Below are 23,796 nucleotides of genomic sequence, written 5' to 3'. Positions count from 1 at the left end.
ACGGGCGGGTCCCCGGCCGGGACCCGCCCGTCCTCCTTGCCACCAGTTCCCACTCCGAAAGTGCCTGCCATGAGTCCCAAACCCCTCGAGTCCTTCCGCCAGCGCCTGCCGGGGATCATATACGGCGGTGACTACAACCCTGAACAGTGGCCCCGCAGCACCTGGCAGGATGACATCCGGCTGATGCGTGAAGCCAACGTCACCCTGGTCAGCCTGGGCGTGTTCTCCTGGTCGCTGCTGGAACCCGCAGACGGCGACTTCAACTTTGGCTGGCTGGACGAGGTCATGGACCTGCTCGGGGAGAACGGAATCCTGGTCAACCTGGCCACCCCCAACGCGTCGCCGCCGCCGTGGCTCGCCACGGATTTCCCGGAGGCGCTCATGGTGGAACGTGATGGAACGCGGGTGGGGGTGGGCAGCCGGGGCCACTTCTGCCCGTCGTCGCCCGTGTACCGGGACCGGAGCCAGCGGATGGCCCGCCAACTGGCACAGCGCTACGGCGCCCACCCGGCGCTTGCCATGTGGCACATCGGTAATGAATACCACGCGCAGTGCTTCTGCGACCTGTGCGACGACGGTTTCCGGACCTGGTTGCAGGGTAAGCACGGAAGTTTGGATGAGCTGAACACACGCTGGGGGACCACCTTGTGGGGGCAGGTGTACAGCGACTGGAACCAGGTGCACCTTCCGCGCCCCGTGCGTGGCTGGGTGAACCCCGCGCGGGAGCTGGACTTTGCGCGATTCGCCACGGATATCCAGGTGGACCTTTACCGGCAGGAGCGGGACCTGCTCAAAAGCATCACCCCCGGGATTCCCGCCACCACCAACTTCGTGCAGTTTTTCCGGGTCCAGGACTACCGGCGGTGGGCGCCGGAAACAGACGTGATCGCCCTGGACATCTATCCGGATCCGGCCAAGCCGGCGTCACTGGTGGAGGCAGCGATGCAGTATGACCTGATGCGGCACCTGGGGGACGGCAAGCCGTGGATGATGATGGAACAGGCCGCAGGGGCGGTGAGCCAGTGGAAGGTGAACCTTCCCAAACAACCCGGGATGATGCGCCTTGGCTCCTACCAGGCCATTGCCCGCGGCGCCGATGCCGTGATGTTTTTCCAGTGGCGGGCTTCACGCTTCGGGCAGGAAAAGTTCCACTCGGCCATGCTTCCGCACGGCGGTGAAGCAAGCCGGACCTGGCAGGAGGTCCGGCAGTTGGGGAAGGAACTGGCAGCTCTTGCAGAGCTGGCGGGCTCCAGGAGCGCCGCCGAGGTGGCCATCGTCTGGGACTGGGAGAACTGGTGGGCGGTGGAGGGCGCCGCGCATCCGTTGAACAACTACAACTACCGGGAAGTGGTTGCCGGGCATTACCAGTCACTCTGGAGGACGAATGCTGCCGTCGACGTTGTGACGCTGTCCTCGGACTTGTCCCGCTACAAGGTCCTGGTGATTCCCAACCAGTACCTGATGAGCCCAACTCAGCAGCTCGCCGTCGAGTCCTTCGTGGAGGGTGGCGGTCACGCGCTCGTCTCGTATTTCTCGGGGATCGTGGACCAGGATGACCAGATCATCGAGAACGGCTACCCCGGCGGGCTGCGCGGGGTCATCGGAGGGCATATCCGTGACTTCTCGCCCCTCGCCCCGGGCGCAACGGTGGGGATCACGCCCGCTTCCGGCCAGACGCTGCTCAGCGGGACGGTGCAAGGGTTCGACGACGGGGCCTCCCGCTGGCAGGACGACCTCGCCGTAGAGGGGGCGGACGTCGTCGCTGTTTACACTGACGGTTACCTGGCCGGACGGCCGGCCATCCTGGATCACCGGCCGGGCACCGGGCGGGCCGTCTATCTGGGTACACACCTTGCCCAGGAAGCGCTGGACCGGGTGGTCGAGGCCGTTCTTAACGACGCAGGGATCCGGCCGCCGCATGCTGCACCCGAGGGTGTGGAGGTCACCGAACGGTTTACCGGCAGCAGGCGGTACCTCTTTTTCCTCAACCACTCAGGATCCGCAGCCGTCGTGGACCTTGAGGTTTCGGGGCTTGAGTTACTGGCCGGGCGGCAGGTGGCCGTCGGAGAGAGCCTGAAGCTCGAGCCTGTCGGGGTGGCCGTCATCCGCGCCGGCACGGAGGGCTGACGGCATTGCAGGCGGAGCCGGCCCGGGTTAGTCGATGGCCTCGATGCCCTGCCGCTTCAGTTCCTCCAGGTGGTTGCGCATATGCTGCAGTGCCTCGGGGGAGTGCGGCTGCCAGTCCGAAACCTCACCTAGCACGCGGAGGGCTTCCCGGGTGCGGTAGGACCGGGTGGGGTTACCGGGGAACTTTTTGTCGGTCAGGTTGGGGTCGTTCTCAAACGGTCCGGTGGGCTCCACCCGGTAGATCCTGCCCGGCCCGTCGCCCTCGCTGAGTTCAGCACCCCACGCGGCGGCGTCCAGGGTGGCCGTGAAGTAGATGTGGTTGGCCGTTTTTCGGCTGCCGTAGTTGGACACATAGCCGGGGACCAGCAGGTCCCCGGGCCGCAGGTCGGCTTTGGTGCCGTGGTAGAACGGCCCGGAATCGTTGGGGTCCTCCGTTGCTGTCGGGTGCTTCTCCAGCGAGTGCAGGAAGGCTGCGGCGTCTGACGCGACCCGGTCCGGGTGCTCCCACAGAACCAGGTGCCCGGCGTCGGGATAGACCTGCAGTACTGCACCCGGAATCCGCGATGCCAGGACCTCCTGGTCCTTCCTTGGCAGCAGGTCATCCTGACCGCCATAGATGATCAGCGTGGGCGTCCGGATGGTTCCGGCTTCCGTGGGCGGGGTGGCGGCCGTCAGTCCGGCCAGGATCTTCTTCCACGCGTGGGCCGGCATCCGGACGCCGTCGCGCACCCGGTCCGCCAGGTACCAGCCCGGAACAGGCTGGTGCAGGGTGAACCAGGAGAGCGAGGCCCGGACCCAGTCCTCGTCGATGGGGTCCGCCAGCAGGTCCACCTCGTCGGCGAAGGCCGGCCGCCCCTGCAGGCTCAGCGGCGACCCCACCAGGACCAGCGCCGCCACCCGCCCGGGATGCGCCACCGCGAGCTGCTGGGCGACGTAACCGCCGCTGGAGGAACCGAGGACGAACGCCGTCGTCACCCCAAGGGCGTCCAGGATCGCGGCGGCGTCCTCGGCCTGCTCCGCCAGGGAGTAGCCGTCCTCCGGATTGTCCGCCTCGCCCTGGCCGCGGAGATCCGGAGCATAGACCCGGAAGCCGGCAAGCAACGGCAGCAGGCGGTTGAAGCAGAGCCGGGATTCACCCCACGCGTGCAGCAGGAGCAACGGCTTCGCGTCCGTGTCACCCAGGATCAGGCACGGCACCGTGATGCCGGTGCGCAGGGACAGGTTCCGGACCTCGGATGCCATGGCTTCAGGCTACGCCGGTCAGGTCACCGTTTTCAGGCGGGCAGGCCGGCCCTGATCTGGATGAGGGTCAGGTCCAGCAATGGCGTGCTGAGGTCGAGGCTGTGGGCCCGAACTGCGAGGTCGCCGAGAATGTGTTCGGCCTCCGAAGGGAGGCCTGCGGTGAGGTCCCGGTAGAGGGAGGACGTGAAGGCCGAGCCCGGTTCGGTGAGTATACCGACGGCCTGCGCGTGGCCGGCGTCGGACACTGGATGTCCTGCCGCTGCGGCCACCCCTTCGGTTTCCGTGATCGCCTCCAGGATCCTGGCCCGCCCGCCGGCATCGATGATTCGTCCCACCGGCGCCCGGAACAGGCAGTTGACGATTCCCGCCGCAGCGATAAAGGCCCATTTTTCCCACAGTGCGCCGGTGACGTCGTCGGCTATGGAAAAGTCGACGCCGGGCACGGCCAGTGCATCGGATACCTGCGCAGGGACGGTCTTTCCGTTGAGCCCGCCGACATTGAGGGAGGTGAGGGGCATTTTCTGGCGGACCACATCCCCGTCGAGGGTGGCAACGATCCGGGCCAGGCCGCCGAGCACCTGGCCCGGGTACTGCTGCTCAAGCTGGTCCACGTGGGCCATGCCGTTGAGGATCGGGATGATGGCGGTTTCGGGCCCGACGAACGCCCCAATCTCGTTGAGGACGCCGTCCAGCGCGGTGGCTTTGACGGTGACCAGGATCAGATCGAACGGCTTAGGCCCGTCCGCCGCAGTGATGGTCTGCACCTGATGCGTCCGGTCCGTGGTGGGGGAGATGAAGCGCAGCCCGTCGCGGCGGAGGACCTCCTGCTTGCGCGGCCGCACCAGATACGTGACATCCCGTCCCGCTTCCTGCAGGAGCGTGCCGAACGCCCCGCCTGTTGCTCCGGCTCCGACGACGAGTATCCGCATGGGTGCGTACCTTCCGGGTGGTCTTCAAGGGGGTGAACCGGCACAGGCGGCAACACCAGTACACGGTGAGGCTCTGTATCCGCTATCCCAAGGCTAGGCGGTTTCAGCGGGACATCGAGAACGGATGTCTTAGAGTCGTGGTTGCGAAGCTATCTAGTTAGTGACACTATCTAACTGTGGAAGAACTCGATTTTGACCCAGAGCTCACCCGGGCGGCGCTCCCGCAGGCTGTGCTCGCGGTCCTCAGTCATGGGGAAAGCCACGGGTATGCCATCGCCGAGGTCCTCCGGCAGCACGGCTTCGCACGCATCAAGGGGGGAACCTTGTATCCACTGCTTAAGCGGCTGGAAGACCAGGGCTTTGTTGAGCACACCTGGCAGCACGACCAGTCGGGTCCGGGCCGCAAGCAATTCACACTTACTCAGGACGGCCGCGACGAACTGGGCCGAATGGCTGAAGGGTGGCACCGAATGGGGCGGGCCCTCACTGAACTCCGAACACATCGACAGGACATGCCATGAGCTACGAGCGAAACCTAGCCTTCAACCTTCGAGTCCGCGGGTTGCCGGAATCCGAAATCGCGGAAGTGCTCGATGAGGTGCGAGCCCACCAGGCGGCATCAGGGTCATCAGCGGCCGCGGAATTCGGACCGGCAGAGGAGTACGCAAAGCAGTTCCCCAAGGGAAAGCGGAGGACGGCGGGGAAGACCATCACAAGCGTCGGAGCAGCGCTGGCCCTTGCCTACCTTCTGCTGGCGGTCCTGCTGGTGCTCCTGTTCAAAATCGACATTCGAGACTTCGTTGGTCCGATCACGCTCATGCCGGCGGCGGTAGTAATTCTCGCCAGCATCCTGGCCGGATTCCTGACCGACTACTTCAAGCCCGTCCAACGCTTACGCACCGCCAACTAACCCTACGTCCGCACCTGGGACCATTCTTAGTTTTGCCTAGGTAGCCTCTCCCACTCAGGTGAGGGTGGGAAACCGTAGACTCGGGATCATGTCTCATGGGGGGATGCCGCCTCGGCGCGCAAGAGTGTTCACCGTTGCGGCCGTTGTGGCCATGTCGCTGGCGGGGTGTGAGTACACTGGACCGCCCGAACAGCTGGCCCCATCGTCCCCGCCGCCCGTAACGCCGTCGTCCGCATCCTTCGAGGACAACGTCAGCGAAGTGGCGCGTCTGCTCGGGGCTTCCCCGGGCGACCCCGGCATGCCGTCCGGGGCTGAACCCGCCGGGAAGCTGTCCCTTGACCTGGCGCCCGGCGACTACCTGGTCAGTGGCGCCTGTGCAGGGGTTTACGGGGCCAAGCTCACCGTTGTGAAGGCCGACGGCGTCCCGGAGGCGTCCAGCTTCGAGTGCACCTCCACGCTGGACCGCTTTGTCAGGCACGACGGCGGTCCGCTCACCATCAGCGCGGTGCCGCCAACAGGAAGGCCGGCAGCAACGGGCGTCAAGGTGCAGGTTAACCGTGACCGCAGGGCTTCTGAGCTGGAGGACATGTCGGAGTGGGCAGCACACCAGCTGCAACCGAGTGTGCCCGGAGAGCTGCGGGGCGCCAGCAGCGGGAACACAACCACCACCGCCGGCCTGTCGGCCCAACCGGGCGAGTACGAACTGCACCTCGTCTGTGCCGGACTGCCGGTAGCCGAGCTGTCCGTGGCCACCTGGAATGGAGCGGAAGTTCTCGCCCCCGTACAGGTCCCCTGCAGCGGGAGCGTGTTCAAGGCGCCCGTGGTGCTGCCCACCGAGGGAGCCGACCTCACGATGGGCCCCGGCGGCCTGGACAGCCGGTTCGTATACCGGCTCGTCCCCACGGGCCAGCCCTGATGAAACCGGGAGGCCTCGCACTGGCCTGGGCGTAGGGTGGGACGTGGACGAAAGGAGCACTTCATGAAGAAAATCCTCATGGTTTTGACCAGCGTTTCCGAGATCGGCGATACGGGAGAGAAGACCGGCTACAACGTGGCCGAGGCTGCACATCCCTGGAAGGTGTTCAAGGATTCCGGGCATTTCGTCGACTTTGCATCCATCCAGGGCGGCCAGCCCCCGCGCGATGAGGTGGACACAAAAGATCCCATCCAGGTCGCCTTCACGGAGGATGAGACCACCCGCGCCGGCCTCTACAACACGGCCCGCGTCGACGTCGTTGATCCGGAGCAGTACGACGCCGTCTACCTCGTGGGCGGCCACGGCACCATGTGGGATTTCCCGGAGAGCGAAGGCCTGCAGAGCCTGGTGGCCAGCGTCTACAACAACGGCGGTCTGGTGGGCGCGGTCTGCCACGGACCGGCCGGGCTGCTGAACGTGGAGCTCGCGAACGGGCTTCGCCTTGTCGAGGGCCGGAAGGTCGCGGCCTTCACCAACGACGAGGAGGTCGCTGCAGGCAAGGACAAGGTCATTCCGTTCTTCCTGGCAGACCGGCTTGAGGAGCAGGGCGCCACCCACGTCTCCGCCGATGTCTTTGAAGAAAAGGTTGTGGTTGACGACCGGCTGGTGACCGGCCAGAACCCGGCGTCAGCTGCCGGTGTGGCCAAAGAGATGGAGAAGCTCTTCGCCGCGGTCATCCACCAGGAAAAGGCCGAGGAACAGCACGACGCCGAGGCCTTGCGCGCCGAGAAGGACGCCATCAAGGCAGCTGCCGCCGCGGAGGGCGAACAGTAACCCCAACAGGTCGCTAAGACTGACGGCCACCCGGATGAGGGTGGCCGTCAGTCTTATGTCCGGCGGCAACGAACCGGGTGCAGCTTAGGCTTGGCCTATGGCTACTGATGAAGAGAAGGATCCTCCGGTACCCGCTGACGTTGAGGGAAAGATCCCGAAAAAGGTTCACGACAAGCCAGCTGCAGATGACGGCGAGAAGCGGGCCCAAGATGTTGACGACTAACTAGCCGTCATCCCCGCCAGGCCCGCAGGTTTATCGGAACCCCGGCAGGTTGTGGTCGTCCAGCACGGTGCTGCCGCCAGCCCACTTCGTGGCGCATGTCGGGCACTTGATGTACCAGTCGTCGCTTCCCGGGGACTCGATCATCAGACCCACGTTCTCGCCGCTGGACGGGCACCACGCTTTCATGTCCTCTTCTTTTTGCAGGATCACCTGTTGAATTCTCACGAAGCCCAGGTCGTCGTCACGTCTACTCATGTTTGCGATCCTACGCAGGGTGACCGACATCAGAGATCCGACGCCACCGCGGATCGGCGGAACCTTTGGGTTAGTTACCCCGCCACCGCCGCCTTTGCCGCACGACAATCCGCGGCGAAGCGGGGACTCCTTCAAGGGCGCCCGGCTGATACGCAAGACCGGGGGCGGGTAGGGGGCTTAGAGGGCTGGCGCGTCGAGGGAGTCAAGCTCCAGGAGGCTGGCGACGTAGGCCTCGGCCTCAGCGACGGTGACCATGAAGAGGGCGAAGACACCGTCGACGAGGACGGAGGCCGAGTTGCCCCGGCTACTGATTACAATTCCATTCGGCACTTTGGCCACTTCCTTCCCTGCGGCTGGATCATCGTTGCTTAAACTGTGTTCGTTGTGCCCCATCCGTAGGATGGCTCATGTCGGGGCTCAAAAAGGGCTATTGGCTCGAGCCCGGCGTGCACACGGTTGATGTCTTGCTGGAGACGGTGGACCGGGTGCGGGAGTCGTTCCGGATGTTCCAGCAGCGGCGGCTGTAGCACCCCCTGTATCCTGACACTGTAGGTTCAGCCGCAATCGATCAAGAAGCTTGAATCGCTGCCCAATGACGGTCTGGACTCTGGGCCGCAGCCGCGGAACGCCGTCGAATCACCGCCGCACTCCTCAGTCATAGTCCGGCGCTGGAATCTTGGAATGGATCCTAATCAGAAGCGACACACCAGCTCCCGTGGCAACGCCCGCGACGTTTCCCATGCCCGCACGATGGCGTTCGGCGAACGGCAGGCCTGCACCGACGCGCGTCCAAGTGGTTTCCGACTCGCTCACAGCCGATGATGCGTACCGGCTGGCGTCGCAGGGGATCGCGATGCTCTGGCAGGGTGACTTCCACAATGCGCGGCAGATCCTCAACGCCCTGGACCGGCGGATCGGCGCCGGAAAGAAAGAGACCGCAGGAACACCGGCCGAAAAGTTCTACCGGCACCGCCAGTCCGCCTCGCATCGCGCACGCATTCTCGGTCTGCTGCTGATTCCCCTTGATCCGGGCCCGGTGGTGCCGTTGCGCCGCGCACCGGATATCCGGGAGGCAGCCGCTGAAGCGTACGGTGATATCGGCGAGCCTTCCGTCGTGTCCCTTCACGAGCTTGTCGGGGCGATCGGCGCCCACGAGTGGCGACGGAACGGCGTCTACGTCGGTGCCCTGCAGGACCGTATACACCCGCACTATGGCACGTTCTTCCCCACCCGAAGCGAGTACGTGGATCTCGTGGCCGCCGCTCCGCTGCCCTCTGACACGCTGGCGTTCGACGTCGGAACCGGCACCGGAGTGCTCGCTGCCGTCCTCGCGCGCCGTGGCGTCCAGCGGGTCGTAGCGACGGACAACGAACCGCGTGCCATCGCCTGCGCGGGGGAGAATTTCCGGAACCTCGGTGTCCAGGACCGCGCTGAAGCTGTCCTGACGGACATGTTCCCGCCCGGACGGGCACCGCTCGTCGTGTGCAACCCGCCCTGGATCCCGGCCACGCCGCATTCCAGCCTGGACAGCGCTGTTTACGACCCCGGCAGCAGGATGCTGTTCCGCTTCCTGAACGAACTCCCGGACCATCTGGAACAAGATGGTGAGGGGTGGCTGGTCCTCTCCGACCTGGCCGAGCACCTTGGGTTGCGCTCCCGTGAGGATCTGCTGACCGCCATCACGGCGGCCGGGCTGACGGTGGTGGACCGGCTCGACACCAAGCCAACGCATCCCAAGGCCTCGGACCGCAATGATCCCCTGTTCCTGGCGCGCGCGGCCGAGGTCACGTCCCTGTGGCGGCTGGTTGCCCGGTAACCAGGGGCAGCAGGGCAAGGGACGTTGTTACCCCTTCAGCTCGTACGCCTTGGGCAGCTTCAGGCCGCGTTCCGCCATGAGGGTGCGCAGGCGCGTGGGGTAGTCGGTGATGATGCCGTCCACGCCGAGGTCCATGAGGCGTTCCATGTCGGCCGTGGTGTTGACGGTCCAGGGGATGACGGGCAGGCCGAGTTCGTGCGCTTCGGTGATCATCGCTGGGGTGACGGAGCGGAAGGTGGGGGAGACGACGTCGTACCCCTGGGCGGCTGCTGCCTTGGGAAGGGAACCGTCGTAGTCGTCGATGTCGATGCCGCCCAGGTTGCGGCTGGCGCCCGGCTGGCCGACTCCCATCCAGGCGTCGCCGCTGGACAGTGCCACCAGCGGGAGCTCCGGTGCGATCTCCTTGGTGAGGTTCAGGGAAGACCAGTCGAAGGACTGCAGGGTGGTGCGGTCCGCCATCCCGGAGGCCTGGACTTCGGCCACTACGGCGCGGGTAAGGGACTCCATCCCGGCGCCACCGATCTGGCTGCCCTCCACCTTGGTCTCCACGTTGAAGCGGACCTTGGCGGCCTTGGTGTCGCGGACCAGCTGGTAGACGTCCTTGAGCTCAGCGATCCGGTTTCCCCCAATCACGTCCTGCTCCGGGTAGCCGGCCAACTGCACGAAGCCGCAGTTCAGCGTCTTGATCTGCGCCAGGGACAGCTCGGCCACGCGGTCGCCCACGTACGGGAACTCGGGGTCACCGGCGGTGGCTGGTGCGGTGTCGGCACACTTGGCGGCCTGGATGGTGTCGTCGTGCCAGACGATCACCTTGCCGTCCTCTGTCAGGTGGGTGTCCAGCTCCAGCGTGGTCACGCCCAAGGCGAGAGAGTTCTCGAACGCGGCCAGCGACTCCTCGGTCCACTCACCGCGTCCGCCACGGTGTGACTGCAGGTCGAAAGAGCCGTTGCGCTCGCTGACCTTCAGGGCGGAGGTGGCGGCTCGGGCAGCGTCCGACGACGGCGTTCGGGCTTCGTCCGTGGAGTTCGCGACGGCGGGGCTCGCCATGGCGGCGATGAGGGCGGCGGTTGCCGCGGCAGTGAGAACTGTGCGCATGGGGTGGTTTCCTCCAGCAAGAAACGGGGGCGGCCCGTGGGCCGGTGACCCGTCAACGCTAGGGAGGGCAGGTTGCGGTTGTGGTGCCGGGAGTTGAAGCGGTGGTGAATTGCGGGTGGTGCGTACGGTATCCCCGGCGTTTCTGTTTAGAGCTCTTTGTTGTGTTCTTTCCGCAATAGCTTCGCAAAGTCTGAGGCGTGCGTGGCCGGCCACCAGTGCCCAGCCTCCACTTTCGTCACCGTCAGCCTGGGAACCCAGTCAGTCAAACCGTCGGTCAGGCTCGGGGAGAGGAATGGGTCCCTGACCGGGACAATCACATGGACGGGAATAGACACCCGAACCGGAGGCTGGGGCGTGGCTGGGACGTTTGCCCGGTAGAGGGCAAGCCCGCGGATGGGATTGTCGCCTACGGTGCGCCCGGTGGCACGCTCGTAGGAACCGGTAAGGAAAAAGCGCCAGAGCACCTCGGGCAGCAGGGGAATCTGGAACACGGCCACGTAGAAGCTGCGCAGGAGTTGTCCCAACAGCTGGGGCCAGCCCCGCGGGTGCCGCAGCCTTTCGCGTATCCACCGGGAAAAGTGCTGCAGGTCCGGCCCGGACACGCTTGTGAAGCGGCTGATCCTTCCGGGGGCACGAGGGTCCTGGACTGCTGCCCATCCCTGGATGGACCCCCAGTCGTGGCCCACAAGGTGAACGGACGTGGCCTGCGTTGCGGCCAGCACGGCATACAGATCGTCCACCAGGGCCTGCAGCGCAAAGCTCCCCGGCACGTCTGTTACGGACGAGCCGGCGTTGCGGGTGTCATAAGCGATGATATGGAACGTTTCGGCCAATTCGCGGATCAGCGGAAGGTATAAGCGGTGGTCGTCCGGGTAGCCATGCACCAGGAGCAGGACAGGAGCATCGGCTGCCGGGTCCGGCCCGTACTCAAACACTGCCAGGTCCGCCCCTTCAGAGGGGACCGTCCGCTGCCTTTCGTTCCACCTGCCCATCGGCAAAGACTATAGCCTCAAGCGGTCACAGCCCTGTAGCGGATCTAGGTCAGGAATCCTGGTCTACGGCAACCACGATCTTGCCGCGGGTATGGCCTTCCATGTTGGACCGGAAAGCATCCGCGGCCTTGTCCAGCGGGAAGACCTCGGCGACTTCAACGCGCATCTTCCGGCTGTCCACCAGATCGGCGAGTTCCTGCAGGTCGGCTCCCACCGGATGGACCCACATCCAGTCGCCGCCGTGCTGCTCCACTTCACTGTCGGCAATCGAGGCGTGCCGGCCTCCGTCGGCCAGAACCGCAAGCGTTGCGTCGAGGTTTCCGCCCACAAAGTCGGCAACGACGTCCACACCGCCAGGGCGCAGCGCCCGCACGCGCTCCGCGAGCCCGTCCCCGTAGGCAACCGGCTCCGCTCCCAGCGAACGGAGGAATTCGTGGTTCTTCTCCGAGGCCGTGGCAATGACGTTGGCGCCGAGGGCCACCGCGATCTGGATGCCAAGCGATCCAACGCCTCCGGAACCGCCGTGGATCAGGACGGTTCCGTCGGCCTTCAGGCCCAGCCGGTTGAGGACCTGGTAGGCGGTCAGGCCCGCCAGCGGCAGGCCTGCCGATTCCTTCCAATTGAGTGAGGCGGGCTTCCGGGCCAGGAGCCGCTCCGGCAGTGCGATGTACTCGGCAAAGCTGCCGCCGTGGACGTAGTCTTTGCGGCCATAGGCAATGACCTCGTCGCCGGGCTTGAACTGCCGGGCATCAATCCCCACCGACTCCACAACCCCCGCTACGTCCCAGCCGGGGATGGCGGGAAACTCCAGGTCCATGACCGGATCCAGGTACCCGGCCATGATTTTCCAGTCCACCGGGTTCACTGCGGCTGCCTTGACTTTGACCAGGACCATGCCGGGTCCGACTTTTGGCATCGGTTGATCGCCGTATTCGAGGACGTCCGGGTTGCCGTATGTGCTGTAAGTGATTGCCTTCATGCCTGCGACAACCGCAGGGCATGGCATCGCTATTCCGGATCCGGCGGGGAAGTGGCGAACCGCACCGTAACGGTTCCGTGAGGCGGAGGACATTGATGCGCCTTAGCGGCTGGCACCCACTGCAGCCAGCACGGTGAAGCCGAGGCTGTGGCGCTGACCGTGGTCTCGGCGACACCCCTGGTCAGAGGCCCTGCTGGAACGTCCCGGTCCCGGGCTTGGGCGCGCCCGAGATCCTGCATGGGCGGCCGCGGATACGATGCCACTGCATCATTGGAAGCTTTCAAGGGGGAAGCATGTCTAAAATCATTCCTCAGGCACCGAAATGGTCTCGTGCCTGGATCTGGCTGATCGTAATCGGCCCCATTCTGAGTGTTGCCGGTCTCATCCTGGGTTTCGCCAGTGCAGGATCCATGTGCAGAAGCGCCGTTGGTCCGAACATGGGGTTTTTTGAGTTGTACGGGACGTTTCAGGGCACGGCTGGCGCGGTAGGCATCTGTGAGATAAGTATCGCCGCTGTGGCCGCGCCGGCGTGGACCTTCATCGTGCTGGGACTCGTCCTGTTCCTCACCGGAATTGTCGTCCGTTCTGTCATTGGAACGCGGGCAGATGCTGCCGGCGAACAGCGGTTTAAGAAACAGGGTGTGAAGCGGCGGTCCGTTCTCCAGGGCGCGGTGGCGTTCATAACGGCGGCGCTGGCCGGGGCGGCCCCGGCGTACGCGAATGGAAACGTTCGGTACGTCAGCGCGTCAGGTTCGGATGGTAATCCGGGAAGCGTGACGGCACCGTGGCGCACTCTTGCCAAGGTACGGTCGGCAATGGCTTCGGGCGAACTGCAACGCGGATCCACCGTCCTGTTCAAGCGCGGGCACGAATTTTACGGGTCCATCCATATGCCGTCCTTGATCGGGACTGCGGGCAGCCTGACTATCGGCGCTTACGGTGAGGGGGCACGGCCTCGTTTGCTGGGGTACAAGGTGAGTAATGCGGCGTGGACGCCGTACAGCGGGAACATTTGGAAACTGAACATCGCGGCGAACAGTGGGCAGTATTCGGGCAATACCTTCGAGCCATCCACGAACGTGGGATTCCTAAAGGCCGCTGGCATTATTCACGGCCGAAAACGCTGGTCCATTTCCGAGTTGGCAGCGGACTGGGAGTTCTTCAGCGATTCCACAAACGTCTACGTCCGGTTGGGGGTGAACCCGGGGGCGGGGGTGGCTATCTCCGTTCAAAGGGACATTTTGCGGCTGGCCTCCCATACCACGGTGCAGGACCTCTACCTCGGCGGTACTGGAGCGCACGGTGTCGCTACCGGCGGCAAGAATGTCCTCATCCAGCGGAATGAAATCGAGTGGATCGGCGGTTCCGCCCTATCGGGAACTACGCGGTACGGCAACGGGGTGGAACTGTACGTAGGCGCGGCGAGGGTCATGATCCGGGAGAACGTGATCCGGCAGACGTACGACGTCGCGCTGTCGGCACAGGGCACCGGCACGGCGGGCTGGACCGATATTACGTGGGATTCCAACCGGATTGAGAACTGCAACATGACACTGGAACTGTGGGGCAAAGGTGGCGGCACCGGATTTCTTCGGTGCAGGTTTATCAATAACACCTGTATCGACGCCGGGTACTCGTGGGCCGCGCTCATCCGGTCTGACCGGGACGGCAAGGGGACGCACCTGTTGACCTACTCCATGGAAGTCCCTGTGGACGTGGAAATTACGGGCAACAGCTTCCTTGGGGCGCGGGACAATTACACCCGCAACAGCGGCGACAGGCAGATTCCCGCCGGGATCGTCACCCACGGCAACACTATTAAGCTTGGTGCCGGTAAAAAAATTGCCTATGGAGTCGAAAACCCGGAGATCAGCGAACAGGCCGCACAATGGCAGGCGCGGACCGGCAGGGAACAGGCATCCGTCTTCGCCGTCAGTTACTGAGAGGCTGACGTAACGGAGTCGCTATCCCATCAGTGCACGTGCTGCCGCCGCCTTGACAGGTTGCGGCGGCAGCACGGTGTCCAAACGTTGCCGCCGACAGCACCCCAGTATGCGCATGTGAGGCTGTGGCAGAGCAGCTGCTCAACGCCGCCGCCCAGACCCAGGTCGGAAAGCCGGGGCCTTCCGGCTGCCCGGATCCTGACCGCAGCGCCGAGTGACCTTACGCTTTGGGCGCGTCTGGCGCCCCCTTTCGTACACATAAAATGCGAGGAAAGCCGACGAGTTCCGGTCTGCTGGGAACACTGTGGACGCCGACGAGTTGATGCCCTGGCCAGGCTCGCTCTTCAGCGGCAGATGACCTCCGAAGGCACCGCGAAGGCGCTGGAGCCGGGCCTGGCCTCACAGAACGAAGTGGTTGACACGCTCAAGGGCGGGCTCGACCAGATGAAGGGAAAGCTGCACGAGCTGACGGCCAAGCGCAACGAAAATTTATGGGCCGGAAAGCCATCGACTACTAGCACCACTTCCCCCCAAAAAGGCCCTGGCCCCTCACCGGTCCGTGGCCTTGGGCGTTACGGCACATAGGATGAGGAGGCTTAGAGGGCTGGCGCGCCGGGGGAGTCAGGCTCGCGGAGGCTGACAACCTAGGCCTCGGCCTCAGCGAGGGTGACCATGAAGAGGACGAAGACGCCGTCGACGAGGACGGAGGCTGAGTTGCCCCGGCTACTGATTACGACTCCCCCAGGCAATTTGGCTACTTCCTTCCCTGCGGCTGGTCTTCGTTGTTTAACCAGAGTTCGTTGTGCCCCTACCTGTTGGACGGCCCAATTCGCGGCTCCAGATGGACTACCAGCGCGAGGCTTCGAGTCCTTGCTACCCCGCCACCGCAGCCTTCGCCGCCTGCGAAGCCTGCATCCACTCGGTCAGCCAGGGCGCCCGGACGCTGGACGTGATCCGGCAGTCGGCAACGAACGTTCCCTGCGCGCCGGCGTTGATCCACTCCTGAAGCGCGGAAAGGTCACCAAGGGACCGGATCACAGCAGACTCGGCACCCAACGCCCGGGCAACACCGCTGAAGTCAACCTCGGGGATCAGCATGGGCTTTTCGGTCAGGCCCTGGGAGCCGTACTGGTGGATCTCAGCCCCGTAGGCGGCATCGTTGTAGATCACAACGATCGCGCTGCGAGCCGCACCGATGAGCGATTCAAGGTCGGACAGGCCCATCAGGAAACCGCCGTCGCCGGAGGCCAGCACCAGGGTGCGGCCGTCCTCCACCGCGCGGGCTGCCCCGACGGCGCTCGCGAGTCCCAGCCCGATGGACTGGAACGCGGTCCCCACCATCACCATGTCCTGCGGCCGCGGGATGTTCCAGTACATGGGCGCCCAGCCGATGAAGTGCCCGCCGTCCTGGACCACCGTGCGGCGTTCCGGCAGCACGGCATCCAGTGCGCTGGCGAGGGAGCGCGGGTCCAGCCGGCCGTCGGAGGTCTCGTCCGAGCCCGGGTGGTGGGCAGGCCCTTCAGCAAGACGCCTGGAAGCTTCCGCGCGCCAGCCTTCCGCCGCAGCCTCACCATCCAGCAATGACAGGAGGCGTCCCGCGGCTGTCTTCGCGTCCGCGCTGACGAACAGATCCACCCGCGGGTTGGTCGGCTGCAGGCCGGCGTCGATCTGGATTACCGTGCTGTCCGGGCCGAGCAGATGCCCGAACCGCATCGTGAAGGGGCTCAGGCTGGCCCCGACCACCAGGACCACGTCCGCCTCGCCCATGGGGCCGGCCGCGGTATCCGTGCCGAAGCCGCCGGCGACGCCCAGGTACCCCTCGCCTTTGAGGAGGTTAAGTGCCAGGGCGGTTCCGGCGGTCAGTGCGCCGATCCGGTCGGCGAGCTCGCGGAGTTCCGGCCCGGCTCCGGCGAGGTGCGCACCCCGCCCGGCCAGGATCAGCGGGCGCTTGGCACCGGCGAGCAGGCGGGCTGCCTGCCCAAGGCCGCCGTCGATGTCGTCCGTCACCTTCGGTGCGTGCGCCGCGGGAAGCTCCTCGTTCCCGGCTTCGAGGGACGCGAGGTCGTAGGGAATGGCAAGCACGACGGCGGTGCGCTTGGTGAGTGCGTACTCCACCGCCTGCTGCGTGATGGCGCCGGCGGCGTCGCGGGTGACAGTGAAGGTCGCCGCGCCGAGGCCGGTGGCGATGGCCGTCTGGTCCACGTCCTGCGGCCGGGCGCCGCTGGTGGGGGCGTCCCCGGTGACCAGCACAACCGGGATCTGCGCCTGGACCGCCTCGGCCAGGGCCGTGAGTGCGTTGGTGTAGCCGGGGCCGTAGGTGGTGGTGCCGGCGGCGAGGCGTCCGGAGGACCGATAGTGGGCGTCGGCGGCGGCGATCGCAGCGCCTTCATGCCGGACGGGGGTGAAGCGGAGGCCCTGCTTCTCCGCGGCGTCCAGGAAGTAGACGTTGCCGTTGCCCATAACGCCGAACACGTCGCTGACGTAGCTGCTGAGAACCTGCGCGACGCGGCCGGAAACGGTAAGAGTAGTCATGCAGGAATCTTGCGGGCTGCTTTTCGCAGTGGCAATAGAGGGAGAAGTGGTTGGGAGAATTGGCAGCCGGATGGTGGCAGCAGTGACAAAGTGCCCAACTCTGGTGCCCGTCACTTTGGTTTACTCCGAGAGGCGTGATTCCTGCTCCGTCAGCCGGGCCAGGAGGCCGTCGTAGCGTGGCGCCATCAGCTCAACCACGGAAATAGCCGTGCTGGTCCGCTGGACTCCCTCGATCTCCAGGATCTGGTTGGTGACGCGGTACAGGTCGGCCGTGCCGCGCGCCACTACCTTGGCCATGAGGTCCGCGTCGCCGGTGGTGGCGTGCACCTCGATGACCTCGGGGATTGCCGCGAGGCCCTGCTCCACCGAACCGGCCCGCGTCTGGCTGATGGACAGCGAGAGGAAGGCCATGAGCTCGTAGCCCAGTGCGGCGGGGTCAAGCCTGCGGCTGAAAGAGCGGAGGGCGCCGCTGCGTTCCAGCCGCGCCAAGCGGGCGTGGACGGTGTTGCGTGCGACGCCGAGCGTCCGGGAGAGTGCCAGGGCGCTGGCTTCGGGATCCTTGTCCAGGGCCAGGATGATCCGGCCGTCCAGGGAATCGAGGGTGCGAGAGTTCGCGGTGGTCATATTTTCACCAGACACAGTAGAAGTTGAGCAGAAGTCCCAGTGGCTAGAGCGTATCTTGCAATGTGGGCCGGGTCACTTCCATAGTCAGTCCTCATGACCGCTGAACAACTCCTGGCCGCTCCAGCCATCGCGCTGCCCACCCTTCGTGGCGCCGTCGCCGGCCTTCCGTCTTACGTCCCGGGCCGGCGCAGCGCCGGCGCGGACGTCGCAGCCCTCGCCAGCAACGAAAGCCACTACGAGCCGCTGCCCGCAGCCATCACTGCGGTGGCCGAAGCGGCCGGCCGGATGAACCGCTACCCGGACATGGCCGCCGTCGAACTCCGCGAACGGATCGCCCGGCAACTGGGCGTCACCGCCGCTGAGGTTGCAGTGGGACCCGGCAGCGTGGGCGTCCTCCAGCAGATCATCACCGGACTGTGCGACGCCGGGGACGAAGTGATTTTCGCGTGGCGCTCCTTCGAGGCTTACCCCATCCTGGTGGAGCTGGCGGGCGCCCGGCCGGTCCGCATCCCGCTGGACCACCTTGAGGGCCACGACCTCGATGCCATGGCCGAGGCCGTTACGGTGCGCACCAAGGTCATCCTGTTGTGCACCCCCAACAATCCCACCGGCGTGCCGATCAGCCATGACCGCATTGAAGCCTTCCTGCGTGCTGTCCGCTCCGACATCCTCGTGGTGATTGACGAGGCCTACGTGGAATACGCCGAAGCAGGCAGCGGCCCCGATTCCCTGGCGCTCTACCGCCAGTACCCGAACGTCTGCATCCTGCGCACCTTCTCCAAGGCTTACGGGCTCGCTGGCCTGCGCGTGGGATACGCCGTGGCAGCACCGGCCATCGCCGAGGGGCTGCGCCGGACCGCGCTGCCTTTCTCGGTGAGCGCGCTGGCCCAGAAAGCGGCCATCGCATCGCTGGACGCGGGGGAGGAGATGGAAACTCGCGTTGCCGCTGTCAGGCAGGAGCGCTCCCGGATGGCGGCGCAGCTGGAAGCCCAGGGCTGGAAGCTGCAGCCGAGCCAGGGCAATTTCCTGTGGATCCGTGCCGATGACGATCTCCTGGCGCGGCTCGTGGAGGCGTTTGATGCCGCCGGCGTCATGGTCCGCGCGTACCAGGGCGACGGCGTGCGGATCACCGTTGCCGACCCCGCGTGCAACGACCGCGTGCTCCGGCTCCTCGAAGCCCACGCAGCCTGAAGTTTTATCCCCAACAGTTCCACCTACTAACTAGAGGAATCCCCATGGAACAACAGACAAAGACGTCTGCCCGCGCCCTCGGCGCGGCCCTCAAACCCCGCCAGCTCACGATGATGGGGCTTGGCAGCGCCATCGGCGCGGGCCTCTTCATCGGCTCCGGCGCCGGCATCCAGGCGGCCGGCCCGGCGGTGCTCATCTCCTACCTCGTCGCCGGAACGCTCATCATCCTGGTGATGTGGGCGCTTGGTGAGATGGCCGCGGCCAACCCGGACAGCGGCGCATTCTCCGTCTACACCGCCAAGGCCTACGGGCCGGTGGCCGGTGCCACGGTGGGCTGGCTGTGGTGGATCCAGCTGGTGGTGGTCATCGCGGCCGAAGCGCTCGGGGCGGCAGGCCTACTGGCCACCATTTTCCCGGCTCTGCCGGTGTGGCTGATGGCTTTCGTGTTCATCGTGGTGCTCACCGCCGTGAACCTGACCAGTGTGAAGAACTTTGGCGAGTTCGAGTTCTGGTTCGCCCTGCTCAAGGTGGCGGCAATCGTCGTGTTCCTGGCCGTGGGCGCTGCCCTGCTGTTCGGCTGGCTGCCGGGCGTCCAGTCGCCGGGGCTGTCCAACTTCATGGGCGAGGGCTTCGCGCCTAGCGGTTTCGCCGGAATTGCCACGGCACTGTTCGTGGTGGCGTTCGCGTTCGGCGGCACCGAGATTGTGTCCGTGGCCGCAGCAGAGACCGCCGAGCCGGCCCGGAGCGTAAAGAAGGCGGTGCGGACGGTGCTGTGGCGCATCCTGGTGTTCTACATCGGTGCCATCTTCATCATCGCGGCCGTGGTTCCCGTTGGTTCGGAGGGACTGAAGAGCCCGTTCGCCGCGGTGTTGGAGGCCGCCGGCATGCCCGGTGCCGCCACCGCCATCACCCTCGTCGCCGTCGCGGCACTCCTCTCCGCGCTCAACGCCAACCTCTACGGTGCCTCCCGGATGGCGTACTCTTTGGCCGAGCGGGGTGAGGCTCCGCGCCTGCTCGCTTCGGTGTCCAAGGCGCGGGTTCCGGTGGTCGCAGTCCTGGCCAGCGTCGCCTTCGGCATTGTCACGGTGGTGCTGGAGCTGGCGTTCCCCGAGATGGTCCTTGGCGTCCTGCTGAACATTGTGGGCTCGACGTGCCTGCTGGTGTGGACGTCCGCGCTCCTGGCCCAGCTCGCGCTGCGCCTCCGCGCCGACCGCGAGGGAACTGAGCTTCCCCTGCGGATGCCCGGCTTCCCGTGGCTCACGTGCTTTGGCCTGCTCATCCTCGCGGCGATCTTTACGGTGGGCTTCATCGGCGAGGATTCCCGTCCCCAGCTGCTTAGTACTTTTACACTCGTGGCGCTGCTAGCTGTGGCTAACTGGGTGAATCACCGGAAGCGCGACGCTCGGCCCCGTGTGGAATCTCCCGAGGGTGACAAGCAGCCTGTGCTGATCGACTGATCCAGGCGCCTGAACCGCTTTGCGGGTGGTGGCATGCGAAGGGCGCGTCCGGCCAGAACTGCATCCCGGAGTCGAAACTGAATTCTTCAGTCCAACTTTCGGGACCAGTCCACCTGGCTAGACGTGCCCTTTCGCCTTACAGGGAAGGGCCGAGTCGCGCTGATCGTTTGTAATGGCCGGGCATAGAAACAGCTTCCCCTGCATGGTATTCGAATAGCTATTTGATTAGGCCGACGGGTATTTCCAAACCCAGCCGCCACCACCTGAAGGGTCATAAGAGACTTCACCTGAAGGTGATGTGACATCAAGAAGAACCAAGCCGTTGAGCTGTTCCCCTTTGCCTATATAACTGGGAAGAATTTTACTTTCATCGGAAAGGCAGCCCTGAACAGCAGTCGAATCGATCTTGTTCATGCGGGTGCCGTTCGCGGCATAGCCTTTCCAATAATATGGATCGAAGCTGATAAGCCCTTCCTCACCATTGACGGTAAGGGGGCCTGAGAAGGTGCTCGTGGTGGCAACTTCCAGACTGATCCCGATGATGGTTCCGGTCGGTTGAGTAGCGTAAGGTGCATCGCACTTAATCGGCTGAATCGAGGTGACCTTGAAGGTCAATGTGGGAGTATCGGATTTTGGATCGGTGAGCTGCGATGCAGTTTCACCAATTTCCTTGACCAACTGCCCTCTCGCATTCTCCTTACGACTTGGTGTCGGTGTCGGTGCAGGAGTGGCAGTCTGCGTGGCGGCAGGCGGGACCGATACGGTGGGCGCCGTTTCCGGAGCCGAAGATGAGCAGGAACTGAGAACCAGGCTAAGGAAGACGGCCCCAGCAACAGTGCGAATAGTATTCATTTTTCCCCATTTAGAACGACGAGACACGTCATCATAGCGACACGGATTCCTCACGCAGAATCATGACGTGAAGCAGCAGCAATTCAGGGGCAGCATACGGCCGTTCACTGCCTGGAACAGGAGGTCGTAGACAACGAGCCTGCGTAGTGCCTGTCCTTTCTGACGAAAGTTGCCGTTTTCTGCACCCGCGTGACTAGTCGTTGGTTGGACTCTAATTCACTCGACAAAGACAATCCGCTAGGTCTCCTTACCAAGATGTTGAGGACTCAGATAAAAAATGTTCTTGTTGTTATAGTTCCTGAATGAACACTATCGAAACTACGGACCCTCACCTGCAGGCCATTGTAAAAGCAGCAGAGGGCGGCGCAGACCTCTATCGCGTAGTGGTCGTTTGCGGGGCAACTGTTTATGTGGGTAAGTCAGTATCCACATCTAGATTTGCTGACAAGAACTTCGAAGAATTTGGAGTGGAATTTTTCAAGGATGCGGGTAAATGGAAGACATCCCGTCAGGAAAAAGAACTCATCGCTGACCAAAAGGCTAGAGAGATCTTGGATGCCATGTCTCCGGCGGATACCCTGCCGACACTGGACGTACTCTCGCTGTCTCCCGCCCAGGTGTTCCCCGGTGGTATGACCAGTTATGAAGTCCCTGCTATTCGCGTCCACCTTCACCAGATTGATTCTTGGTGGGTGGCTCCATTTGTGGAACACCAAGCAAAGTTCCGAGGTGGCGGAGTCGGAGTCAGCTTCTAGCTCTGTCAGTCAAGGATCAAGATCAGTGCAGGCAGCACCAAAGTCTCTAAAACCTCAACTTCCACCGGTATCATACCTACTTCGTTACGTGAACGACCACTGCTTTGTCGAGGGCTTGTTCCGCTCCGGCGTTGTCGATTCCAGTAACTGTCCAGTTGCTGAGCAGAAGCACGGTCTTGCCAGTGTCAGCGTTATAGACGATTTTTTTGAAGCCCAAAGCGGATAACTCGTCATCAAGTGCCTCTGCATTCATTCCCGCAGCGTTGGCCGGGATCACGGCAATCGCTGGAGCAGCAGGAGCCGCCGGCACTGGCGCCGCGACAACGGCAGGAGCAACGGGCTCAGCAGTCACCGTGGCGGTCGCCGTCACGATCACTGTTGCCGTGGCCGTCTCAGTCACGGTATGCGTGACAGTGGGAACTGCTTGCGGGGACCCCGCACAGCTCGAGAGGGCGAAGCACAGGAGCGCACCGCTGGCCAAAGTTGCGATGGATTTCAATCTAATTTCCCTTCATAAGTGTTTCGACAATTGGATGTCCAGTTGCGGCTCGATTATCAGTTGGCTCACTCGTGGCATCCCCGGCCATGCCGCGATAAGTCGGAGGTCAAAGATCGGAACTATCTGTTCGCTAGGGTCCTCCTGGACAGCGTCCAAGAGGACCCTGGGCACAACCGTCAGTAGATGTCTCGGTTGCCCTATTGCGATGGCGGGATCGACTTCGAGCCTGAGCTAGAAACCTTGCCCGGCCGTTAGAGGCCTGTCGTGCTGGCTCCATACTCGGCCTGCTCTGGCGTATAGCCCTCAAAGAGCAGCTGATCGACCAGCCCGGGACGGGAGAAGGAGCTGAACTTCAAATAATCCTTGGCTTTCTTGGCTGCCTGCTCGTTGTAGTCGATAGTCATGTGGTCCACGGCCCAAGTTGAGTCCTCCACTGAGAACTTCTCGAACACCAGCTGATCGATCAGGCCAGATCGCGAGAAAGCGGTGAACTTGAGGTAGTCGCCGGCCTTTCGCTGGGCGCTCTGCTGGCTGATGGTCCCCTTTTTGGCGGCGGCTTCGGCCTCAGCCTGAGCCTTAGCGGCGGCTTCTGCTTCTGCTTTTGCCTTTGCTGCAGCCTCCGCCTCAGCCTTAGCAGCCGCGTCTGCTTCTGCTTTTGCCTTAGCCGCAGCATCCTTCTCAGCCTTCGCCTTTGCAGAGGCTTCAGCCTCTGCAGCCACCACGGCCGGGTCCTTGGTGGGTGCGGCAGAGGCGGTCTCAGCTGCAGTGGTGACCTTGGGAGTTGATGCAGCGGGTGCAGACGAAGGGGCAGAACCTGCCCGGGCCGAGTTGACGACGATGCTCAGGAGAATAACGACGCCGGTGACAATCAAAGCGACCTTCCGGTGCCTGTCGTAACCTTCCAGCGGAAGACCCTGCTTGTCCCGCATTTTGTTCGTGAGAATCAATATGAGGTCAACTAGTGCCCAGATACCGAAGCCGCCGAGTGTGACCAGCTTCAGGATGCCGGTTCCCACCTTGCCAAGGTAGAAACGATCAACGCCGAGGACGCCAAGGAGCAGCGAGAGCAGCCAGGCCGCCAGGAATGATTTGTTGCTTACCGGCGGTTCACCGTAGCCGTAGTTCGGAGGGTAAGGGGCGGTGTAGGGTTGCTGGCTCATGAGAGTCCTTCCATAGGACACCTGACCGACATGCGAAGCTAAGCGTGCGGGGTAGGTGCGATGATGGACGCGCATGGAGGAAATCCAGCATGGAGCGGGGGCCGCAAAAGCGGTAGACCGATCCAGCCGACAGACACAACATCTTCGCTTCCCCCAACAGCGTCAAAGTCATTTCATTACATCTGAGAAAATGCCCGCATTTTGGTTTTCTGGGAGAAAACTGTGCGAATCCTGATTATCAATCGCTAATCTTGATCCTTTGTTGATGCTTTCTGGGTTCGCTCCGAGCTTCTGTGATACTCGCGTTGTGTATTTTTGCCAAGAGGTGACAGTGGTCGCGGGGCTATCAGTCCAACGACCTCCACGGCCTCCTCAGCACTGCGTGCGAAGGGCTGGGCGGAGCGCGATGTAGTCGCGGTACGACATCTGCAGCTTTTCGCATCGCGTTGCTTGATATACGGGGTC

Annotated in this window: 23 protein-coding genes and 2 pseudogenes; 12 read left to right on the top strand and 13 right to left on the bottom strand. The window is 64.0% G+C overall.

Annotated features, from left to right (window positions below):
• The first annotated feature begins 69 nt into the window (after positions 1–69).
• Complete coding sequence (locus CXX84_RS04145; RefSeq protein WP_102975458.1) at positions 70–2,127, top strand: beta-galactosidase; 2,058 nt, start codon at positions 70–72, stop codon at positions 2,125–2,127.
• Positions 2,128–2,154: 27 nt separating this feature from the next.
• Here the strand turns inward: CXX84_RS04145 and arr are convergent, their stop codons facing one another.
• From arr to CXX84_RS04130, 3 genes and pseudogenes are all read right to left on the bottom strand, one after another.
• The gene (gene arr / locus CXX84_RS19535) at positions 2,155–2,592 is read right to left on the bottom strand and encodes an NAD(+)--rifampin ADP-ribosyltransferase (protein WP_411266194.1); all 438 of its coding nucleotides are present in this window, start codon (positions 2,590–2,592) and stop codon (positions 2,155–2,157) included.
• 30 nt (positions 2,593–2,622) lie between these two features.
• Positions 2,623–3,369, bottom strand: a pseudogene (locus CXX84_RS19530) (alpha/beta fold hydrolase); the annotation flags it as partial.
• Positions 3,370–3,401: 32 nt separating this feature from the next.
• Positions 3,402–4,298, bottom strand: a complete 897-nt coding sequence (locus CXX84_RS04130) for a 2-dehydropantoate 2-reductase (protein ID WP_102975457.1) — start codon at positions 4,296–4,298, stop codon at positions 3,402–3,404.
• A 176-nt stretch (positions 4,299–4,474) separates the two neighbouring features.
• On the opposite strand from CXX84_RS04130, the gene CXX84_RS04125 reads away from it, so the two are divergent.
• The 5 genes from CXX84_RS04125 to CXX84_RS19420 all read left to right on the top strand — a co-directional run bounded on the left by CXX84_RS04125 (position 4,475) and on the right by CXX84_RS19420 (position 7,181).
• The gene (locus tag CXX84_RS04125) at positions 4,475–4,819 is read left to right on the top strand and encodes a PadR family transcriptional regulator (protein WP_102975456.1); all 345 of its coding nucleotides are present in this window, start codon (positions 4,475–4,477) and stop codon (positions 4,817–4,819) included.
• A complete protein-coding gene (locus tag CXX84_RS04120) occupies positions 4,816–5,208 on the top strand; it encodes a hypothetical protein (protein WP_102975455.1) in 393 nt (130 codons plus the stop codon). Before CXX84_RS04125 ends, CXX84_RS04120 begins: the two co-directional genes overlap by 4 nt.
• 88 nt (positions 5,209–5,296) lie before the next feature.
• On the top strand, positions 5,297–6,124 hold the full coding sequence (locus CXX84_RS04115; protein WP_146031830.1) for a hypothetical protein: 828 nt from the start codon (positions 5,297–5,299) through the stop codon (positions 6,122–6,124).
• 63 nt (positions 6,125–6,187) lie between these two features.
• The gene (locus CXX84_RS04110; protein ID WP_102975453.1) at positions 6,188–6,958 is read left to right on the top strand and encodes a type 1 glutamine amidotransferase domain-containing protein; all 771 of its coding nucleotides are present in this window, start codon (positions 6,188–6,190) and stop codon (positions 6,956–6,958) included.
• A gap of 97 nt (positions 6,959–7,055) precedes the next feature.
• Positions 7,056–7,181, top strand: a complete 126-nt coding sequence (locus tag CXX84_RS19420) for a hypothetical protein (protein ID WP_262982122.1) — start codon at positions 7,056–7,058, stop codon at positions 7,179–7,181.
• A gap of 30 nt (positions 7,182–7,211) precedes the next feature.
• On the opposite strand, the gene CXX84_RS04100 is transcribed toward CXX84_RS19420, so the two are convergent.
• Complete coding sequence (locus tag CXX84_RS04100; RefSeq protein WP_146031829.1) at positions 7,212–7,436, bottom strand: hypothetical protein; 225 nt, start codon at positions 7,434–7,436, stop codon at positions 7,212–7,214.
• Between the two features lie 177 nt (positions 7,437–7,613).
• Positions 7,614–7,766 carry a hypothetical protein gene (locus tag CXX84_RS19075; protein ID WP_189337496.1) on the bottom strand — a complete coding sequence of 51 codons (153 nt, stop codon included), beginning with the start codon at positions 7,764–7,766 and terminating at the stop codon, positions 7,614–7,616.
• A gap of 409 nt (positions 7,767–8,175) precedes the next feature.
• Between CXX84_RS19075 and CXX84_RS04085 the strand changes: the two genes are divergently transcribed.
• A complete protein-coding gene (locus tag CXX84_RS04085) occupies positions 8,176–9,252 on the top strand; it encodes a N5-glutamine methyltransferase family protein (RefSeq protein WP_102975855.1) in 1,077 nt (358 codons plus the stop codon).
• Between the two features lie 27 nt (positions 9,253–9,279).
• Here the strand turns inward: CXX84_RS04085 and CXX84_RS04080 are convergent, their stop codons facing one another.
• The 3 genes from CXX84_RS04080 to CXX84_RS04070 all read right to left on the bottom strand — a co-directional run bounded on the left by CXX84_RS04080 (position 9,280) and on the right by CXX84_RS04070 (position 12,318).
• Complete coding sequence (locus CXX84_RS04080; RefSeq protein WP_102975449.1) at positions 9,280–10,347, bottom strand: glycerophosphodiester phosphodiesterase family protein; 1,068 nt, start codon at positions 10,345–10,347, stop codon at positions 9,280–9,282.
• A 146-nt stretch (positions 10,348–10,493) separates the two neighbouring features.
• Positions 10,494–11,339 (bottom strand): alpha/beta fold hydrolase, encoded by an 846-nt coding sequence (locus CXX84_RS04075; RefSeq protein WP_102975448.1) that lies wholly within the window; start codon positions 11,337–11,339, stop codon positions 10,494–10,496.
• 49 nt (positions 11,340–11,388) lie between these two features.
• The gene (locus CXX84_RS04070) at positions 11,389–12,318 is read right to left on the bottom strand and encodes an NADP-dependent oxidoreductase (RefSeq protein ID WP_102975447.1); all 930 of its coding nucleotides are present in this window, start codon (positions 12,316–12,318) and stop codon (positions 11,389–11,391) included.
• A gap of 215 nt (positions 12,319–12,533) precedes the next feature.
• Between CXX84_RS04070 and CXX84_RS04065 the strand changes: the two genes are divergently transcribed.
• Both CXX84_RS04065 and CXX84_RS19245 read left to right on the top strand, forming a co-directional pair.
• Positions 12,534–14,261, top strand: a complete 1,728-nt coding sequence (locus CXX84_RS04065; RefSeq protein WP_223252961.1) for a hypothetical protein — start codon at positions 12,534–12,536, stop codon at positions 14,259–14,261.
• 265 nt (positions 14,262–14,526) lie between these two features.
• A pseudogene (locus tag CXX84_RS19245) lies at positions 14,527–14,747 on the top strand (PspA/IM30 family protein); the annotation flags it as partial.
• 387 nt (positions 14,748–15,134) lie between these two features.
• On the opposite strand, the gene CXX84_RS04055 reads toward CXX84_RS19245, so the two are convergent.
• A complete protein-coding gene (locus CXX84_RS04055) occupies positions 15,135–16,793 on the bottom strand; it encodes a thiamine pyrophosphate-binding protein (RefSeq protein WP_102975445.1) in 1,659 nt (552 codons plus the stop codon).
• A gap of 120 nt (positions 16,794–16,913) precedes the next feature.
• On the bottom strand, positions 16,914–17,417 hold the full coding sequence (locus CXX84_RS04050; RefSeq protein ID WP_102975444.1) for an Lrp/AsnC family transcriptional regulator: 504 nt from the start codon (positions 17,415–17,417) through the stop codon (positions 16,914–16,916).
• 93 nt (positions 17,418–17,510) lie between these two features.
• Between CXX84_RS04050 and hisC the strand changes: the two genes are divergently transcribed.
• Both hisC and CXX84_RS04040 read left to right on the top strand, forming a co-directional pair.
• Complete coding sequence (hisC, locus tag CXX84_RS04045) at positions 17,511–18,608, top strand: histidinol-phosphate transaminase (RefSeq protein ID WP_102975443.1); 1,098 nt, start codon at positions 17,511–17,513, stop codon at positions 18,606–18,608.
• A 44-nt stretch (positions 18,609–18,652) separates the two neighbouring features.
• Positions 18,653–20,065, top strand: a complete 1,413-nt coding sequence (locus tag CXX84_RS04040; RefSeq protein WP_102975442.1) for an amino acid permease — start codon at positions 18,653–18,655, stop codon at positions 20,063–20,065.
• Between the two features lie 225 nt (positions 20,066–20,290).
• Here CXX84_RS04040 and CXX84_RS04035 read toward each other — a convergent pair whose 3' ends face one another.
• A complete protein-coding gene (locus CXX84_RS04035; RefSeq protein WP_102975441.1) occupies positions 20,291–20,743 on the bottom strand; it encodes a hypothetical protein in 453 nt (150 codons plus the stop codon).
• 476 nt (positions 20,744–21,219) lie between these two features.
• Between CXX84_RS04035 and CXX84_RS18960 the strand changes: the two genes are divergently transcribed.
• Positions 21,220–21,672, top strand: a complete 453-nt coding sequence (locus CXX84_RS18960) for a hypothetical protein (protein ID WP_146031827.1) — start codon at positions 21,220–21,222, stop codon at positions 21,670–21,672.
• A gap of 76 nt (positions 21,673–21,748) precedes the next feature.
• Here the strand turns inward: CXX84_RS18960 and CXX84_RS04025 are convergent, their stop codons facing one another.
• Positions 21,749–22,171 carry a hypothetical protein gene (locus tag CXX84_RS04025; protein ID WP_102975439.1) on the bottom strand — a complete coding sequence of 141 codons (423 nt, stop codon included), beginning with the start codon at positions 22,169–22,171 and terminating at the stop codon, positions 21,749–21,751.
• Between the two features lie 251 nt (positions 22,172–22,422).
• The gene (locus tag CXX84_RS04020) at positions 22,423–23,331 is read right to left on the bottom strand and encodes an Ltp family lipoprotein (RefSeq protein ID WP_102975438.1); all 909 of its coding nucleotides are present in this window, start codon (positions 23,329–23,331) and stop codon (positions 22,423–22,425) included.
• Between the last annotated feature and the right edge of the window lie 465 nt (positions 23,332–23,796).

The sequence above is a fragment of the Arthrobacter sp. AFG7.2 genome (assembly GCF_002892835.1).
Classification (GTDB): Bacteria; Actinomycetota; Actinomycetes; order Actinomycetales; family Micrococcaceae; genus Arthrobacter.
This window is presented reverse-complemented; position numbering and strand designations above follow the sequence as displayed.

Coding starts and splice junctions, on each gene's coding strand:
- CXX84_RS04145 (WP_102975458.1), top strand. CDS start 70: ATGAGTCCCAAACCCCTCGAGTCCTTCCGCCAGCGCCTGCCGGGGATC.
- CXX84_RS04130 (WP_102975457.1), bottom strand. CDS start 4,298: ATGCGGATACTCGTCGTCGGAGCCGGAGCAACAGGCGGGGCGTTCGGC.
- CXX84_RS04120 (WP_102975455.1), top strand. CDS start 4,816: ATGAGCTACGAGCGAAACCTAGCCTTCAACCTTCGAGTCCGCGGGTTG.
- CXX84_RS04115 (WP_146031830.1), top strand. CDS start 5,297: ATGTCTCATGGGGGGATGCCGCCTCGGCGCGCAAGAGTGTTCACCGTT.
- CXX84_RS04110 (WP_102975453.1), top strand. CDS start 6,188: ATGAAGAAAATCCTCATGGTTTTGACCAGCGTTTCCGAGATCGGCGAT.
- CXX84_RS19420 (WP_262982122.1), top strand. CDS start 7,056: ATGGCTACTGATGAAGAGAAGGATCCTCCGGTACCCGCTGACGTTGAG.
- CXX84_RS04100 (WP_146031829.1), bottom strand. CDS start 7,436: ATGAGTAGACGTGACGACGACCTGGGCTTCGTGAGAATTCAACAGGTG.
- CXX84_RS04085 (WP_102975855.1), top strand. CDS start 8,176: ATGCCCGCACGATGGCGTTCGGCGAACGGCAGGCCTGCACCGACGCGC.
- CXX84_RS04080 (WP_102975449.1), bottom strand. CDS start 10,347: ATGCGCACAGTTCTCACTGCCGCGGCAACCGCCGCCCTCATCGCCGCC.
- CXX84_RS04075 (WP_102975448.1), bottom strand. CDS start 11,339: ATGGGCAGGTGGAACGAAAGGCAGCGGACGGTCCCCTCTGAAGGGGCG.
- CXX84_RS04070 (WP_102975447.1), bottom strand. CDS start 12,318: ATGAAGGCAATCACTTACAGCACATACGGCAACCCGGACGTCCTCGAA.
- CXX84_RS04055 (WP_102975445.1), bottom strand. CDS start 16,793: ATGACTACTCTTACCGTTTCCGGCCGCGTCGCGCAGGTTCTCAGCAGC.
- CXX84_RS04050 (WP_102975444.1), bottom strand. CDS start 17,417: ATGACCACCGCGAACTCTCGCACCCTCGATTCCCTGGACGGCCGGATC.
- hisC (WP_102975443.1), top strand. CDS start 17,511: ATGACCGCTGAACAACTCCTGGCCGCTCCAGCCATCGCGCTGCCCACC.
- CXX84_RS04040 (WP_102975442.1), top strand. CDS start 18,653: ATGGAACAACAGACAAAGACGTCTGCCCGCGCCCTCGGCGCGGCCCTC.
- CXX84_RS18960 (WP_146031827.1), top strand. CDS start 21,220: ATGAACACTATCGAAACTACGGACCCTCACCTGCAGGCCATTGTAAAA.
- CXX84_RS04020 (WP_102975438.1), bottom strand. CDS start 23,331: ATGAGCCAGCAACCCTACACCGCCCCTTACCCTCCGAACTACGGCTAC.